Origin of the sequence: Pedobacter heparinus (assembly GCF_032678725.1) — a bacterium.
GTDB lineage: Bacteria > Bacteroidota > Bacteroidia > Sphingobacteriales > Sphingobacteriaceae > Pedobacter > Pedobacter heparinus_A.
Genome location: NZ_JAVTSC010000018.1, coordinates 22760 through 37220, shown reverse-complemented (window position 1 = coordinate 37220; position 14461 = coordinate 22760). Strand labels below are relative to the sequence as shown.

The window sequence follows — 14461 nt, the reverse complement described above, 5'->3', positions numbered from 1 at the left end:
ATTTGATTAGACCTGCGCATACTGCCTGCAGACCTAAATAGATCGTAAAAATTCATACATTTGGTTATTGGGTTTATTGGTTATAATTGTTAGTTGTAAAGACTTTTTTAACAAGAGCCCGATATTCATCCGTGGCTCCGACGGCAATCGGGTCACGGATTTGTACTGTTTCAGGTAAAATTATTTGTGCACAATGATCCTCCTTCCTTCTATTTTAAAATGGATTTCTCCGGTTAATTCCAGTATGGACAATACCTTCGATACATTAGTATACCGTGTTACAGAGCCCCAAACAGTTTTTCCCGCTACATCATCCTCATAAATCACTTCTACATCATACCACCTGGAAATCTGTTTCATAATATTTTCAATAGATTCATTTTCAAAGAAAAACTGACCGTTCTTCCAGGCGATCTCAGCCATAGGGTCTACCCGCAACACATTTATAGGTTTGGAACCAGCGCTGGTCCGGGCCTGTTGCCCGGGTTTTAAGAAAGCCGGTTCGTTCTTTGCTCCGCTTAACGCAGTAACTTTTACAGCACCTTCCAATAAGGTAGTTTTAGTATCCGGCTCATCTTCGTAAGAATTGATGTTAAAATGAGTACCCAATACCTGTACGGTTTGCCGGTCTGATTGAACGATAAAGGGCCTTGCAGCATCCTTTTCCACTTCAAAATAAGCTTCTCCTTTCAACTCGACCTTCCGCTCTTTCAGTTTAGCGAAACTTAAGGGGAATGTTAGTGAAGATGCGGCATTGAGCCAAACCCGGGTACCGTCGGGTAGATTTACCTGGTACTGTCCACCTCTTGGTGTTGAAATGGTATTGGTTAAATTGCCTGCGATACCCTTACTGGAATCGGAACTTTCCTTGACGGTGTATATCAGCTGCCCATTTGTTGTTTTAACAATCTGAACACCGGCCTGCTGAGCCAGGTTACCTTTACCTGCCTGATCTAAAATGATCTCCGATCCATCGGCGAGGGTTAAAATGGCTTTATTTCCGCCGGGTTCTACGTCTACCTGCAGGTTTTGTTTGCCTACATGTACTTTAAAGAATATGGCTCCTGCAAACAATAAAAATATGGCCGCTATTTTAAACCATAATTTCTTTTTAGCAGGATGTTGCTGAATTTTCCCGGCATTGATCTGCAGAAGAATCTGCCGCTTCGCATGCGCCAGGTCTTCTTTAACCTGGGGCAAATCCTTAAACTGCGGATCAGGTTCCTGTTTTAGTTCGCTATCGATCAAATCCTTTAAGAACGTTTCATGTTCCCCAGATCTTAGCAATTCCAGGAAAACCTGCTCTTCTTTCTCCGAACACTCATTTGCCAGGTAACGCTTAAATAATAATGTGAGCTCTTGCCGGTTGTTCATTTTTCTATATTTCCTTTTATGGTGATGATTTTAAAAAGCAAGGGTGCTGATGCAAAATCATGAAGCCATTTATAGGTAATACGGTTCGGCGCAGCAAAGTCCCTGCTCTGTTTATTATTTTTTTTATTTTATTTTTTCAGTAGGCCATCAGGAGAGGCACAACACTTTAAAGATAAGTCCCGTCAATATGAAAGCTACCGAATCTGACAGCAGCAGCTGGGCCTTAATGAATTTGTTTGATTTCAAGAGGTGGTCACTCACGGTTGAAGTGGAAATTTGAAGCAGGTTACTCACCTCACTATAGCTCTTGCCCTCCAGCTTACATAATGTAAATACCTGCTTTCGCTGCGGCGAGAGTTTATCTACGGCATCTAAAAACAGCTGGTTGCTTTCTTTAAATATAAGCTCTTCTTCAATATGGGTATAGGTATCTGTTCCATTGGCAAGCAAGTGTGTTTCCAGTTTTTTTTCCTGGGCCAGTTTTCGGAAATGATCGTAAACCATATTCCTGGAGATCTGGAACAAATAAGCAGGAAAAGGTTTTTCAGGATCAATAAGCCCCCGCTTTTCCCATACTTTCACAAACACGTCCTGCAAAATTTCCTGTGCCAGATCCGGATCCCTTACCATTCTCAAAATGTTTGCATATAGCTGCGTACTAAACCTATCGTAAAGTTCATGAAAAGAATGATGATCATGGTTGGTCAATTTAATCAACAACGCTTTGATCGATAAGGCATCATTGCCTTTTTTAATCAGATTAAGGCTTTCCAGGCACAACGTCATAATTTAGTTTGGTTAGTTTAGGATTTAATGGTTAACAGACGCCTGCTGTTTGGTCAGGTGATTAGCTGGTCAGGATCACATCCGGAAAGCTTTCATCTTAAGATAGCATAAGCGTGCATAGGCATCATCATAAGGAATGGTTTACATTTGGTTTATTAAAATAAAATTACATAACCGCGCAGGAATAAAATTCTGTCAAATGCGCTTAGTTCTCAAACATCTTGGCATTTTTCAGACATAGCAGCACATTCAGTTGTAAAACAGGCAGAAGGTTAAAAATTAAAGTTCTAAAAAAGGGATGGTTAAAATCCCTCAAACTTTTCCCAGAATCCATCAACAGGCAGTTTGGCAAATATATTTACCGGCTCTTTTTTTACGGGGTGAAGAAACTGGAGCCTCCTTGCATGCAGGCATATGCTGCCCTTTCGGCTTCCCCTTGGGTAACCATATTTGTTGTCACCTACGATCGGGCAACCCATGGTTGACAGCTGCACCCTGATCTGGTGCGAACGTCCGGTAAGCGGGTCCACCTCAATTAAATAATAATCGTTCAATGTTCCAATTAAGCGGTAACTCAATTCACAGCGCTGACTTCCCGGAACTTCGTCAGGATAGGCGGTTACTACATTTTTTTGGGGATTTTTAATCAGCCAGTGGATCAATGTGCCTGATGTTTTTGCAGGCTTTTTACGCACTACAGCCCAGTAGGTCTTTTTTACCTCCCGGTTTTTAAAAACAGCATTCATGCGTTCCAGCGCTTTACTGGTTTTTGCAAACAGGATTACCCCGCTTACCGGCCTGTCCAACCTGTGCACCACCCCTAAAAAAGCACTGTTGGGTTTGTTGTATTTGATGGCCAGGTATTTCTTTACCTGTTCGTCCAAAGGCTCATCTCCTGTATCATCTATCTGTACGATATCTCCGGCCTTTTTACATACCGCAATCAGGTGGTTATCTTCGTACAGCACATCTTTATCAGTTACCGGCATTAATACTGTTCCTTTTCGTTTGGAAAATCATTGCCTTTTACATCCCTGATATAAGCTTGCGCAGCCTCCTTAATGCCTTCGTACAAATTCAGATACTGGCGCAAAAAGCGGGGTTTAAACCCTTTGGTTAAACCAATCATATCATTTACCACCAATACCTGCCCGTCACAATCAGGGCCTGCACCAATACCTATAGTGGGGATATGGAGACTTTCGGAAACTGTTGCACCCAGTTTTGCTGGGATCTTTTCCAATACTATGGCAAAGCAGCCGGCTTCCTGTAAAGCCAATGCATCACTTTTTAATTTATCCGCTTCTTCTTCGCCCTTGGCCCTAACGGTATAGGTCCCAAATTTATAGATGGATTGTGGGGTTAACCCCAGGTGTCCCATTACAGGAATACCTGCAGTAATGATGCGTTGTATAGAATCCACTACTTCTGTTCCACCTTCAAGTTTCACACCATGTGCACCAGATTCTTTCATGATGCGGATCGCAGAGTTTAAAGCTTCCTTAGAATTCCCCTGGTAAGAGCCAAAGGGAAGGTCAACTACTACAAAAGCACGTGCTGCACCCCTAACTACAGATTGTGCATGATAAATCATCTGGTCTAAAGTGATCGGAAGTGTGGTTTCATGACCGGCCATTACATTAGAAGCAGAGTCTCCAACCAATAATACATCCAGCCCGGCATCGTCCAGGATGGTTGCCATTGAAAAATCGTATGCAGTAAGCATAGAAATTTTTTCGCCATGCTGCTTCATTTCCTGCAATATATGCGTTGTTATTCGCTTTACTTCTTTGTTTACCGACATGATTTATAGTTTTGTTAAAGCAAAATTAGTTTTTACAATCGAAATAAAGACTGTTTTATTGTTTTTGTGACATTGCTAAATTACTATCTCAAAAAATATCTTGAATTAAACCCCACAAACTCCTATCTTTGTACCCTGAAATGAAGGGGTTAATTAACAGCACATTTGTTAAAGACATAAACGGCATCAAAACCGCAACAGCATCCCCCTTTTTCTCTTTTTTCACACCCCTAATTTCTCATTATAATTACAATGACTAACTACACCAAGTTACCTGCTATCTTGTTATTGGCCGACGGAACTGTATATTACGGTAAAGCAGCCGGAAAAATAGGCACAACCACAGGCGAGATCTGTTTCAATACCGGAATGACAGGATACCAGGAAATCTTTACTGACCCTTCTTATTTTGGTCAGATCATGGTAACCACCAATGCGCATATTGGAAATTACGGGATACACAGAGAAGAGATTGAATCAGACAGCATTAAAATAGCCGGACTGGTTTGTAAAAACTACAACATCGGTTTCAGCCGTAAAGAAGCCTCAGAATCTATCCAGGATTATTTTCAAAATGAAAATATTGTAGGCATTTCAGATATTGATACCCGTGCGCTGGTGCGTCACATCAGGCATAAAGGGGCAATGAATGCCATCATTTCTTCTGAAATTACTGATCTGGAAGAACTGAAAGCTAAACTGGCGGAAGTACCTTCCATGGACGGACTGGAATTGTCTTCACAGGTTTCTACCAAAGCCGCTTATTTCTATGGCTCACCTGACGCGACTTATAAAATCGCCGCTTTAGACCTGGGCATCAAAAAGAATATTCTACGCAACTTTGACAACAGGGATGCTTATGTACAGGTTTTTCCTGCAAAAACCAGTTTTGAAGAAATGGACAAATGGGGTGCAGATGGCTATTTCATCTCTAACGGTCCCGGCGATCCTTCGGCAATGCCTTATGCTATTGAAACGGTTAAAAAAGTTTTAGCTGCTGAAAAACCGATGTTTGGCATTTGCCTGGGCCACCAGTTACTTGCAGAAGCTAACGGGATTGGCACCATGAAAATGTTTAACGGACACCGCGGATTAAACCATCCGGTAAAAAATATCATTAGAAACCACTGCGAGGTAACTTCTCAGAACCATGGTTTTGGTGTGGTCCCTGATGAGGTAAGGAACTCTGACAAGGTAGAAATTACCCATGTTAACTTAAATGACCAGTCTATCGAAGGTATCCGCGTAAAAGGTAAAAAAGCATTTTCGGTACAATATCACCCTGAATCCTCTCCAGGACCGCACGATTCGCGTTACCTGTTCGATGATTTCATCGGAATGATTAAGGGCGAACTGACCTGGTAACCCCTTTCACCGGCAGCATATATCATATTACCGACATTTTAGAAGGTTTAGCCCAATCCCATTTTCTGTTTGGCTAAACCTTCTTACATTTATAACATGGATACAACAAATGCCATTATCAGTGTAAAAAACCTGGTAAAAAAATACGATGATTTCACTGCTGTCCAAGGCCTTAGCTTTGAAGTATATGAAAACGAGATCTTCGGACTTTTAGGTCCTAACGGGGCTGGAAAAACCACCACTTTAGAGATCATTGAAACCCTGCGGGAAAAAACCTCGGGCGAGATTATCGTAGACGGTTATTCGGTAGAAAAGGACGCCAGCAAAATCAAGAGGATCATCGGTGTACAGCTACAGGCGGCAGGTTATTATCCAAACCTGAACCTGGTTGAACTGATGGAACTGTTTTCCGGTCTGTACAATGTAGACATCAAACCTATGGAAATGCTGGAAAAAGTAAACCTGCAGGATAAAGCCAAAGCTAAATACAAAGCCTTATCCGGCGGACAGAAACAGCGCTTCTCTATCGCTACTACCCTCATCAATTCACCCAAAATAATTTTTCTTGATGAACCGACAACTGGTTTAGACCCCCAGGCCCGGCGTAATTTATGGGACCTCATTATTGATATCCGTAACAATGGCACAACTGTAGTGATTACCACTCATTATATGGACGAGGCCGAGCAGCTGTGCGACCGGGTTGCTTTTGTAGAGCGAGGCGAGATCATCGCCCTCGACACTCCTGACAATTTGATCGATAACCTGGTAAACAGTGGTTTTGAAAGAAAAAAAGAAGTCAAAAAAGCCAATCTGGAAGATGTTTTCATTAACCTGACCGGTAAAGAATGGCGGGAGGATAATTAAACAGACATGAGCAAACCTTACAATAATACCAGAGCCACACTGGCCCTTGCCAAAGCAAGTTTCCGTTCCATCATGAGGAGCCCTTCTGCTGTGGTGTTTACGCTGGCCTTTCCTTTAATATTTATCCTCGTTTTTGGCTTTCTGGGCAATGGAGGTGTAAAAGTCAAGCTTGCAGTTGCCCCGGGTTCTGATCTGCAAAACCCCATTATCCTGGCACTGGAACAGATACCCGTAATTAAGCTGGTTAAAGGAGAAAGCCCTGAAGAAATAAAAACCGGGCTGGAAAAAGGTAATATTGATGCCTTGATCGATGTAAAAAAGAATGAAGCCGGCACACCTGCCTACCTGGCCAATGTACAGTATACTTCGGCATCGGTTGATAAGGGCAGCATTCTGAAATCGGTATTGAACAATTTATTGTATAACCTGAATGCCAGGGATGTGAAACCAACTGTTGCCCAGCTCAATGAAAGTACCGTACAGGGAAGGATTTACCGTACCATAGATTTTATTTTACCCGGGCAACTGGGCTTTTCCTTATTAAGTACCGGTGTATTTGGCACCGCCTTTGTTTTTTTCGCCTTACGCCAGAACCTGGTGATCAAACGTTTTTTTGCCACTCCGGTTAAAAGGTCGAGCATTGTTTTCGGTGAGTGCCTGGCCAGGATAGGCTTCGCGTTACTCGGCGCTGTTTTTATTATCCTCATTGGTCATTTCTTTTTTCATTTTACCTTAATACACGGGGTAATTACGGTTTTAAATATGCTGCTGCTTTCTGTGATCGGACTCATTGTATTTATGGGTTTCGGCTTCGTGGTTTCAGGCATTGCAAAAAGTGAAAGTACCATTCCACCGATTTCAAACATCATTACACTGCCCCAGTTTTTATTATCGGGCACCTTCTTTTCCATTGACGCTTTTCCTTCCTGGCTTCAACCCATCAGCCGCGCCTTGCCCCTTACTTATTTAAACGATGCAATGAGAAAAGTTGCTTTTGAAGGTGCAGGCCTGTGGGATGTAAAACACCAGATCCTGATCATGGTGATCTGGGGACTTGGCATCTATACTGTTGCAATTAAGGTATTTAAGTGGGAGTAAGCGAAGCGCCGGCTACAATTTCGTATTAGGAATTTTAAATATTTGTTGTTAAATTCATTAAAGAAAACATCTTTAAAAACCTAACAAACAAATACTTAAACTATGAAAAAACTTGCAGCAGAATTTATCGGAACCTTTTGGTTGGTTTTAGGCGGGTGCGGAAGTGCCGTTCTTGCCTGTAATTATCCCGATGCCGGCATCGGTTTTCTTGGCGTCTCGCTCGCTTTTGGTCTTACGGTAGTTACTATGGCCTATGCAATGGGTCACTTTTCTGCCCATATGAACCCTGCCGTTTCAGTAGGGCTTTGGGTGGCGGGCCGCTTAGCTGGAAAAGAGCTGCTTCCTTATATTATTTCACAGGTTTTGGGTGGGCTTCTTGCCGCAGCCATACTTTATGTAATTGTTACTGGAAATGGCAGTGCGATAGGAAATTTTGCAGCAAACGGTTACGGGGAGCTTTCTCCGGGAAAATACAATATGACTGCCGCATTGGTTACTGAAGTGGTAATGACCTTTATGTTTCTCCTTATTATCCTGGGTGCTACAGATGTGCGGGCCCATCAGGGTTTTGCCGGACTGGGCATTGGCTTGTCCCTAACTTTAATCCACCTGATCAGTATTCCAGTAACCAATACTTCTGTTAATCCTGCCCGGAGCACCAGCCAGGCCATTTTTGTTGGTGGCGATGCGCTTGGCCAGCTTTGGCTGTTCTGGGTAGCACCTATAGCAGGCGCTATTTTAGCGGGCATTGTATATAAAACATTTTTTGCAGCAGATAAGGAAGCTGCTTAACCAGCAAAAAAAAAACGCATTAAAATAAAGGGCCGTAAGTAATTACGGCCTTTTTTACTGATAATTTAAAATTTATTATAACTTTGGATATTGTCTTAGTAATTGTACTTTTTACACTAAGGCAGATTAACTAATAAAAAACCAATAAAAATGAGTTTAATAATTGATGTTCATGCGCGGCAAATACTTGACTCCCGTGGCAATCCTACCATAGAGGTAGACGTAATTACAGAAAATGGTATCCTTGGCCGTGCAGCAGTACCTTCAGGTGCTTCTACCGGTATCCACGAGGCGGTAGAGCTTCGCGACAATGATAAAGCTGTATATATGGGTAAAGGTGTTTTAAAAGCTGTTGCCAATGTAAACGATAAGATTGCTGCTGAATTAAAGGGTGTTGATGTATTTGAGCAAAATGCCATCGATAACTTACTGATCAAACTTGACGGAACCGAAAACAAAGGTAAATTGGGCGCGAATGCCATTTTAGGTGTTTCTTTAGCAGTTGCCAAAGCTGCTGCTCAGGAAAGCCGTCAGCCATTGTACCGCTACATCGGTGGTGTAAACGCCAATACGCTGCCCATTCCGATGATGAACATCGTAAATGGCGGTTCACATTCTGATGCACCGATTGCCTTCCAGGAATTTATGATCATGCCTGTTGGGGCTTCTTCATTTTCTGAAGCTTTAAGGTGGGGAACAGAGGTGTTCCATAACTTAAAAAAGATATTACACGACAGGGGCCTTTCTACTGCAGTAGGTGATGAAGGTGGTTTTGCACCAACTTTTGATGGCACTGAAGATGCGGTAGAAACCATCCTTAAAGCAATTGAAAAAGCAGGTTACAAACCTGGTAAAGAAATTTGCCTGGCATTTGACTGTGCTGCTTCTGAGTTTTACAAAGATGGCAAATACGATTACACTAAATTTGAAGGTGATAAAGGTGCCATCCGCACCAGCGCTGAACAAGCGGATTATTTAGCTTCATTGACAGAAAAATATCCGATCATTTCTATTGAAGATGGAATGGGTGAGGATGACTGGGATGGCTGGAAATTGTTAACGGAAAAAATTGGGGACCGTGTTCAGCTGGTAGGTGACGATTTGTTTGTAACAAACGTTAAAAGGTTGCAAACCGGAATTGACAACGATACAGCGAACTCTATCCTTGTAAAAGTAAACCAGATCGGTTCCTTAACGGAAACCATCAACGCGGTTACTTTAGCTCAAACCAATGGCTATACTTCGGTAATGTCGCACCGTTCAGGTGAAACTGAAGACGTGACCATTGCCGATCTGGCGGTTGCTTTAAACTGCGGTCAGATTAAAACGGGTTCTGCTTCCCGTTCAGACAGGATTGCAAAATACAACCAATTGTTGCGCATTGAAGAAGAATTGGGTGCTGCAGCCAGGTTTATTGGTAAAGATTTCAAATACGCCATCAAATAAATTTGGCGGATTTAATAGCATAAAAAAGTCCTGTAAGCAATTGCAGGACTTTTTTGTTGGGTAAAATTTTACCGACAAAAAATGTTACCGTTCTGCTCATCGGCTGCATTACTTCTTGTTTTTCCTTAACAGAAAAACAAAGAAAGCTATGCCGCTTCCCAGAAGATAACATTTTGTTTTAAGTTTTTTTCCTTAGAAAAAATTTAAAGAAATGCAGACAATGAAGAGAATGGTTATTTTTTATATCTTTACTTTATGAACCGCGTATTAGAACTTGTTCGTAACAAATACTTCCTGTCTGTAGCAGCCTTTGCCGTATGGATGTTGTTTTTCGACAAAAATGATATGGTTTCCCAGTATGAGTTCAGGTCTGAGGTAAACAAACTTCAGGAAGAAAAAGATTTCTATGTAAAAGAGATTTCGCAGGTAAAGAATGATCTGAATGAACTCAACACCAATTTAAGTACAGCCGAAAAGTTTGCGCGTGAAAAATACTTCATGAAAAAAGACAACGAGGATGTATTTGTGATCATTAAAGAAGCTCCTAAAGATTAATATACAAATCTGGGAAGCGCCAGCTTATAGCGAACTACAATAATCCTTAAAGTAAATATAAAAGCAATCACTACGATGGTGGCAATATCATTTTCCAGGTGGAAATACTTTAAGGTATAAAAAAGAATCCCCCCTAAAATGCATGCTGTAGCATATATTTCTTTATGAAAGATTATAGGGATGGTATTTAACAGCGTATCCCTGATCACCCCACCAAAACATCCCGTAATGGTACCCAGGGCCACACAAATGCCAGGACTTAAACCAAACATGATACCTTTTTGAATGCCCAGCATCGTAAACAAGCCCAGTCCTAAGGAGTCGAAAAGGAAGAGCGTGACCTTAAATTTCTTAATGTGTGTTTTAAAAAAAATGGTTGTGACCGCGGTTAATAAAATCAGCAGGCAATAGTTCACATCCCTCATCCAGGCTACCGGTGTATCACCGATTAGAAGGTCACGTACCGTTCCTCCTCCAATTGAGGTGATGAAAGCAATGATTAAAACACCAAATGGATCCAGCCTTCTTTGCATAGCCGCAAAAGTACCCGATATCGCAAACGAGATGGTACCCAGCGTTTCAATTGTTTCCATCATATCGATCTGCATATCCGGTGTAATTTAAATTTCGCCGTTTCTTTTACGGAAGAACCATTCCAGGCTTAGCAAAGCCAGGATCGCAGCAAACAGCCACTTAAAGTTAATCAATTCTTCGTACTTACGGTCTTCATAGCTCAAAGTCTTGATCTGCTCATTTCCAATGATCTCATCCGCCAGGGTTAACAATTGTCCTGGCATAGACATTTTACCGGCAGTTTGTACCGACATCGTATTTAACAGCTGGTGGTTGGCCACCGTTTGCTGGTATTCGGCAACCATCGCATTCACAAAAAAGACACCCTGTGCTGTATATCTTTGCTTACCAAACAGTGTTGCAGCCCTGTAGGTATAATTGCCGGGCGGCAATGCCCCTGCATCCAGCTGATACGCAGCTGCTGTTCTCGAAAACAGGAACTTATATTCCTTTCCCTGGTCATTGCTAACCGTTATGCTTACATCAGGGGTATTTACAGCAACATAGCTATCGTTATACAATACAGCATTGAGCAATACGTTTTCGTTTTCATCAAACGTATTTTTTGCTGCATACACTTTAAATTTACGCTTATCGTCTTTCAGGGACAGGTATTGCACCGTCCTTGATATCAGGCTGTTAAAAACAACCGGTTCCTGCATGGTCTCCCCGGCCTCGGAAAGCTTCCATCGCCACAAGCCCTCTCCAATTAAGAAAGCTGATTTACGCCCGTTATCGGTCATAAAGAACAATTGTGGATGTTCGGTATTGATCTTTCCAATGCGCTGGTTCAGTACAATGGTTGCATTGCCGCTCACAACCGGCTTACCAAACGGGGCCAGTAAGGGATCAAAACCTTCAATCTGCCTGGCCGTCATTTCATCCAGCTCAAATGAGGTAAAACCGGGATTAACATGGCTATAAGTTTCCTGGATAGTATTGTTCGCTCCAGCCATACTTACCTGTTTTTGAGCCTGGTTAAAAGCACTCAAATTACTCTGCGCTCCCAGTATATACCATACCGCCGTACGTGCGGAAGCCAGTCTGTTCATAAACGAACCCGCATCATATACTGCCGAGGGTAGCTGGTAAAGCAGTACCAGGCCATAATCATCCAGGCGCTGTGCATTCAGCTCATCCGCCAGGGCAATCTTAACTTCAAAATTTTTATTCAGACTGATGGCCTGCTTAAGTGCGGTGATATCCGGATGCGGGCCTGCAGCCGCAATAAGTACTTTAATTCGGGTATCAATCACCTCAACGAAGAGCTGTTGCACATTATTCTTCTCCGAGACTTCGTTTTTTACCGGGCTCAACTGTACGGTATATTTCAACAGCCCAAGCCTCGAGGCTTTCAGTTTGATGGGAATGTCTTTCACAAAAGCTGCTGAGGTAATGGACAAGCGATCTTCATATATCTTTTTCCCGTTTTCCAGTACCGCGATATGGCTTTCCTCCCCTTTTGCGTCAAAAGCCTGTACCTGTACTTCTATAGTGAATTCGTTATCCAGATAAACCAGGTTATTGCCATTTATATTGGCAATCAGCAAGTCTTTTTTAGGGACGGTATCGCCTAAAGCAATGGTGTAGACCGGGGCTTTTAATTTATTCAGTTCATAAAGTGGACTCCCTCCACGGTTAAATATGCCATCAGAGGCAATAATTACCGCGCCAACATTCCGGTTTAAATACTCGTCATTCAGCTGGGCAACCAAACGGGCAGCATTGCTCAGTTTTCCCTGATGCGTAAAGTCATATCCGTTTTTAATGCTGTCACTGAAGTTGTAGATCTTTACTTCATATTTTTCGCCGAGTTTCCGGGCCAGGCTTTGCATGTCCTGCGCATACTTGAGTTGATCAAAACCAGCAGGCTCCACATTCCCAACAGACAGGGAATTGTCCTGTCCAATGATAATGACAGGTTTTTCCGGAGTGTAAGACACACTCCTGATCAAAGGAAAAAACAAAAGAAACCCGATTGCAGTAAGCATAACAGCGCGCATTACAGCAAGTCCGTATCGTAGCTTTTTATCCAGGTGTGCTGTTTTACCGTACAATAGCCAGGCAAACAATATGCCTGTTGTTAAGGCGCCGAGTAAGGTCAGTACGGTATATATGGTAAGGGAATCGCTCATATCTGTTTGGATAAAGATGCTAAATTTTAAAATAAACTGCTAGGCATTTTATTTATGTTTGTTTGACAAACCTCCGCTAAATATGAAAGTATTAGTTAAACTCATTTTTTTGCTGACCATGACAACACCCGCATTCGCCCAGGCAGATTTTAAAACGGAGCAGCTAAAATTTGACCGGGTAAGCGCAGCTTATGAGGAAAAATGGAACAGCTTGCAGGAAGCACTCAGATCAGCGGGCATAGGCAGGCCATTTAAGCTTTACATGGCAGCTTATAAAGCAGAGGGCAAACTGGAACTATGGCTAAAAACAAACGGGCAAAAAACCCATCAATTATTTAGAACCTATAACTTCTGTGCCCAGTCGGGCATATTGGGGCCAAAGGTAAAAGAGGGCGACCTGCAAACCCCTGAAGGTTATTATTACCTGAATGTATTTAACCCAAAAAGCAGTTTTCACCTTTCTCTTGGAATCAGCTATCCAAACCAGGTTGACCGGTTCAGAAGCGGGAAAGAAAAACCCGGAGGCGAGATTTACATACATGGCAACTGTGTAACGGTTGGTTGTATTCCGCTGACAGATGATAAGATCAGGGAAGTCTATGTATTGGCTGTTGAAGCAAAAAATGCTGGTCAGGATCAAATTCCTGTACACATTTTCCCTTTTAAAATGACAGCGGGAAATCTGAACACCTACCTGAAGCAGTTTCCGGCGCATCGGGCATTCTGGACAAACCTGCAAACCGGGTATGCTTATTTTGAAAAAAACCACATGATACCGGTCTTATCAGAAAAAAGTGGCAGATACCTGTTTAAATAAAAGATAACATCAATCAAAAAGGCAGCCTGGTTTATAAAGCTGCCTTTTTTAGAAATGTCTATATTGGTGCTACAACATTCCGCCGCAAACCGACAATACCTGTCCTGTCACGTATGCACTCATATCCGAAGCCAGGAACACGCAGGCATTTGCCACATCTTCAGTCTCGCCCGCCCTTTTCAATGGGATACCTTCTTCCCAGCCTTGCACCACTTTAGGATCCAGTACACCTGTCATTTCAGTACGGATAAAACCAGGGGCGATTACATTCGTACGGATATTACGGGAACCCAGTTCCTTCGCCAGGGATTTAGAGAAACCAATGATGCCGGCTTTTGAAGCTGCATAATTTGCCTGCCCGGCATTTCCCTGTACACCAACCACAGAGCTCATGTTGATGATAGACCCCTTCCTTGCCTTCATCATTACCTTAGAAGCAGCCTTAGACACGTTAAATACAGACTTAAGGTTTACATTGATCACTTCGTCCCAGTTCTCTTCACTCATGCGCATGAGTAAACCATCTTTAGTGATCCCTGCATTGTTTACCACGATATCCAGTGCACCGAAATCAGCCACGATATCGCTGATCAGTTTTTCTGCTTCATCAAATTTAGAGGCATCAGAACGGTAGCCTTTAACCTTAGTGCCAAAACTTTGCAGTTCCTGCTCCAGTGCCTGCCCTTTTTCCACTGATGATAAATAAGTAAAGGCCACATTAGCCCCATGTTCTGCAAATTTCTCCGCTATCTTGCGGCCAATTCCTTTAGATGCACCGGTTACAAGTGCCGTTTTTCCTTCTAATAACTTCATCTGTATTTTATTTGGTTATATGCTATTGTTATATGA

14 protein-coding genes are annotated in these 14461 nt (G+C 42.4%); 7 read left to right on the top strand and 7 right to left on the bottom strand.

Features of this window, described 5'->3' with window-relative positions; all coding sequences use genetic code 11:
* Nucleotides 1-180: 180 nt before the first annotated feature.
* From R2Q85_RS22215 to panB, 4 genes are all read right to left on the bottom strand, one after another.
* Nucleotides 181-1374, bottom strand: coding sequence for a FecR family protein (locus R2Q85_RS22215; RefSeq protein ID WP_316814002.1), 1194 nt, complete (start codon nt 1372-1374; stop codon nt 181-183).
* A gap of 147 nt (nt 1375-1521) precedes the next feature.
* A complete protein-coding gene (locus R2Q85_RS22210; protein WP_316814001.1) occupies nt 1522-2160 on the bottom strand; it encodes an RNA polymerase sigma-70 factor in 639 nt (212 codons plus the stop codon).
* A gap of 302 nt (nt 2161-2462) precedes the next feature.
* Nucleotides 2463-3149, bottom strand: a complete 687-nt coding sequence (locus R2Q85_RS22205; RefSeq protein WP_316814000.1) for an RluA family pseudouridine synthase — start codon at nt 3147-3149, stop codon at nt 2463-2465.
* A complete protein-coding gene (gene panB, locus R2Q85_RS22200; RefSeq protein WP_316813999.1) occupies nt 3149-3964 on the bottom strand; it encodes a 3-methyl-2-oxobutanoate hydroxymethyltransferase in 816 nt (271 codons plus the stop codon). The genes R2Q85_RS22205 and panB overlap by 1 nt, the downstream gene beginning before the upstream one ends.
* Before the next feature lie 252 nt (nt 3965-4216).
* Here panB and carA point away from each other — a divergent pair, with 252 nt between their 5' ends.
* The 6 genes from carA to R2Q85_RS22170 all read left to right on the top strand — a co-directional run bounded on the left by carA (nt 4217) and on the right by R2Q85_RS22170 (nt 10087).
* On the top strand, nt 4217-5329 hold the full coding sequence (carA, locus tag R2Q85_RS22195; protein WP_316813998.1) for a glutamine-hydrolyzing carbamoyl-phosphate synthase small subunit: 1113 nt from the start codon (nt 4217-4219) through the stop codon (nt 5327-5329).
* Nucleotides 5330-5425: 96 nt separating this feature from the next.
* Nucleotides 5426-6196 carry an ABC transporter ATP-binding protein gene (locus R2Q85_RS22190; protein WP_316813997.1) on the top strand — a complete coding sequence of 257 codons (771 nt, stop codon included), beginning with the start codon at nt 5426-5428 and terminating at the stop codon, nt 6194-6196.
* 6 nt (nt 6197-6202) lie between these two features.
* Complete coding sequence (locus tag R2Q85_RS22185) at nt 6203-7294, top strand: ABC transporter permease (protein WP_316813996.1); 1092 nt, start codon at nt 6203-6205, stop codon at nt 7292-7294.
* Between the two features lie 102 nt (nt 7295-7396).
* Nucleotides 7397-8086, top strand: coding sequence for an aquaporin Z (gene aqpZ / locus R2Q85_RS22180; RefSeq protein WP_316813995.1), 690 nt, complete (start codon nt 7397-7399; stop codon nt 8084-8086).
* A 150-nt stretch (nt 8087-8236) separates the two neighbouring features.
* Nucleotides 8237-9532 (top strand): phosphopyruvate hydratase, encoded by a 1296-nt coding sequence (gene eno, locus R2Q85_RS22175; protein WP_316813994.1) that lies wholly within the window; start codon nt 8237-8239, stop codon nt 9530-9532.
* 255 nt (nt 9533-9787) lie between these two features.
* Nucleotides 9788-10087 carry an FtsB family cell division protein gene (locus R2Q85_RS22170; RefSeq protein ID WP_316813993.1) on the top strand — a complete coding sequence of 100 codons (300 nt, stop codon included), beginning with the start codon at nt 9788-9790 and terminating at the stop codon, nt 10085-10087.
* Here R2Q85_RS22170 and R2Q85_RS22165 read toward each other — a convergent pair.
* Together R2Q85_RS22165 and R2Q85_RS22160 are read right to left on the bottom strand one after the other, a co-directional pair.
* The gene (locus R2Q85_RS22165) at nt 10084-10695 is read right to left on the bottom strand and encodes a trimeric intracellular cation channel family protein (protein WP_316813992.1); all 612 of its coding nucleotides are present in this window, start codon (nt 10693-10695) and stop codon (nt 10084-10086) included. The genes R2Q85_RS22170 and R2Q85_RS22165 overlap by 4 nt on opposite strands.
* A gap of 12 nt (nt 10696-10707) precedes the next feature.
* Complete coding sequence (locus tag R2Q85_RS22160) at nt 10708-12795, bottom strand: hypothetical protein (RefSeq protein WP_316813991.1); 2088 nt, start codon at nt 12793-12795, stop codon at nt 10708-10710.
* Nucleotides 12796-12877: 82 nt separating this feature from the next.
* On the opposite strand from R2Q85_RS22160, the gene R2Q85_RS22155 reads away from it, so the two are divergent.
* On the top strand, nt 12878-13612 hold the full coding sequence (locus R2Q85_RS22155; RefSeq protein WP_316813990.1) for a murein L,D-transpeptidase family protein: 735 nt from the start codon (nt 12878-12880) through the stop codon (nt 13610-13612).
* A gap of 69 nt (nt 13613-13681) precedes the next feature.
* Here R2Q85_RS22155 and fabG read toward each other — a convergent pair whose 3' ends face one another.
* Nucleotides 13682-14425, bottom strand: a complete 744-nt coding sequence (fabG, locus tag R2Q85_RS22150; protein ID WP_316813989.1) for a 3-oxoacyl-[acyl-carrier-protein] reductase — start codon at nt 14423-14425, stop codon at nt 13682-13684.
* Nucleotides 14426-14461: the final 36 nt, after the last annotated feature.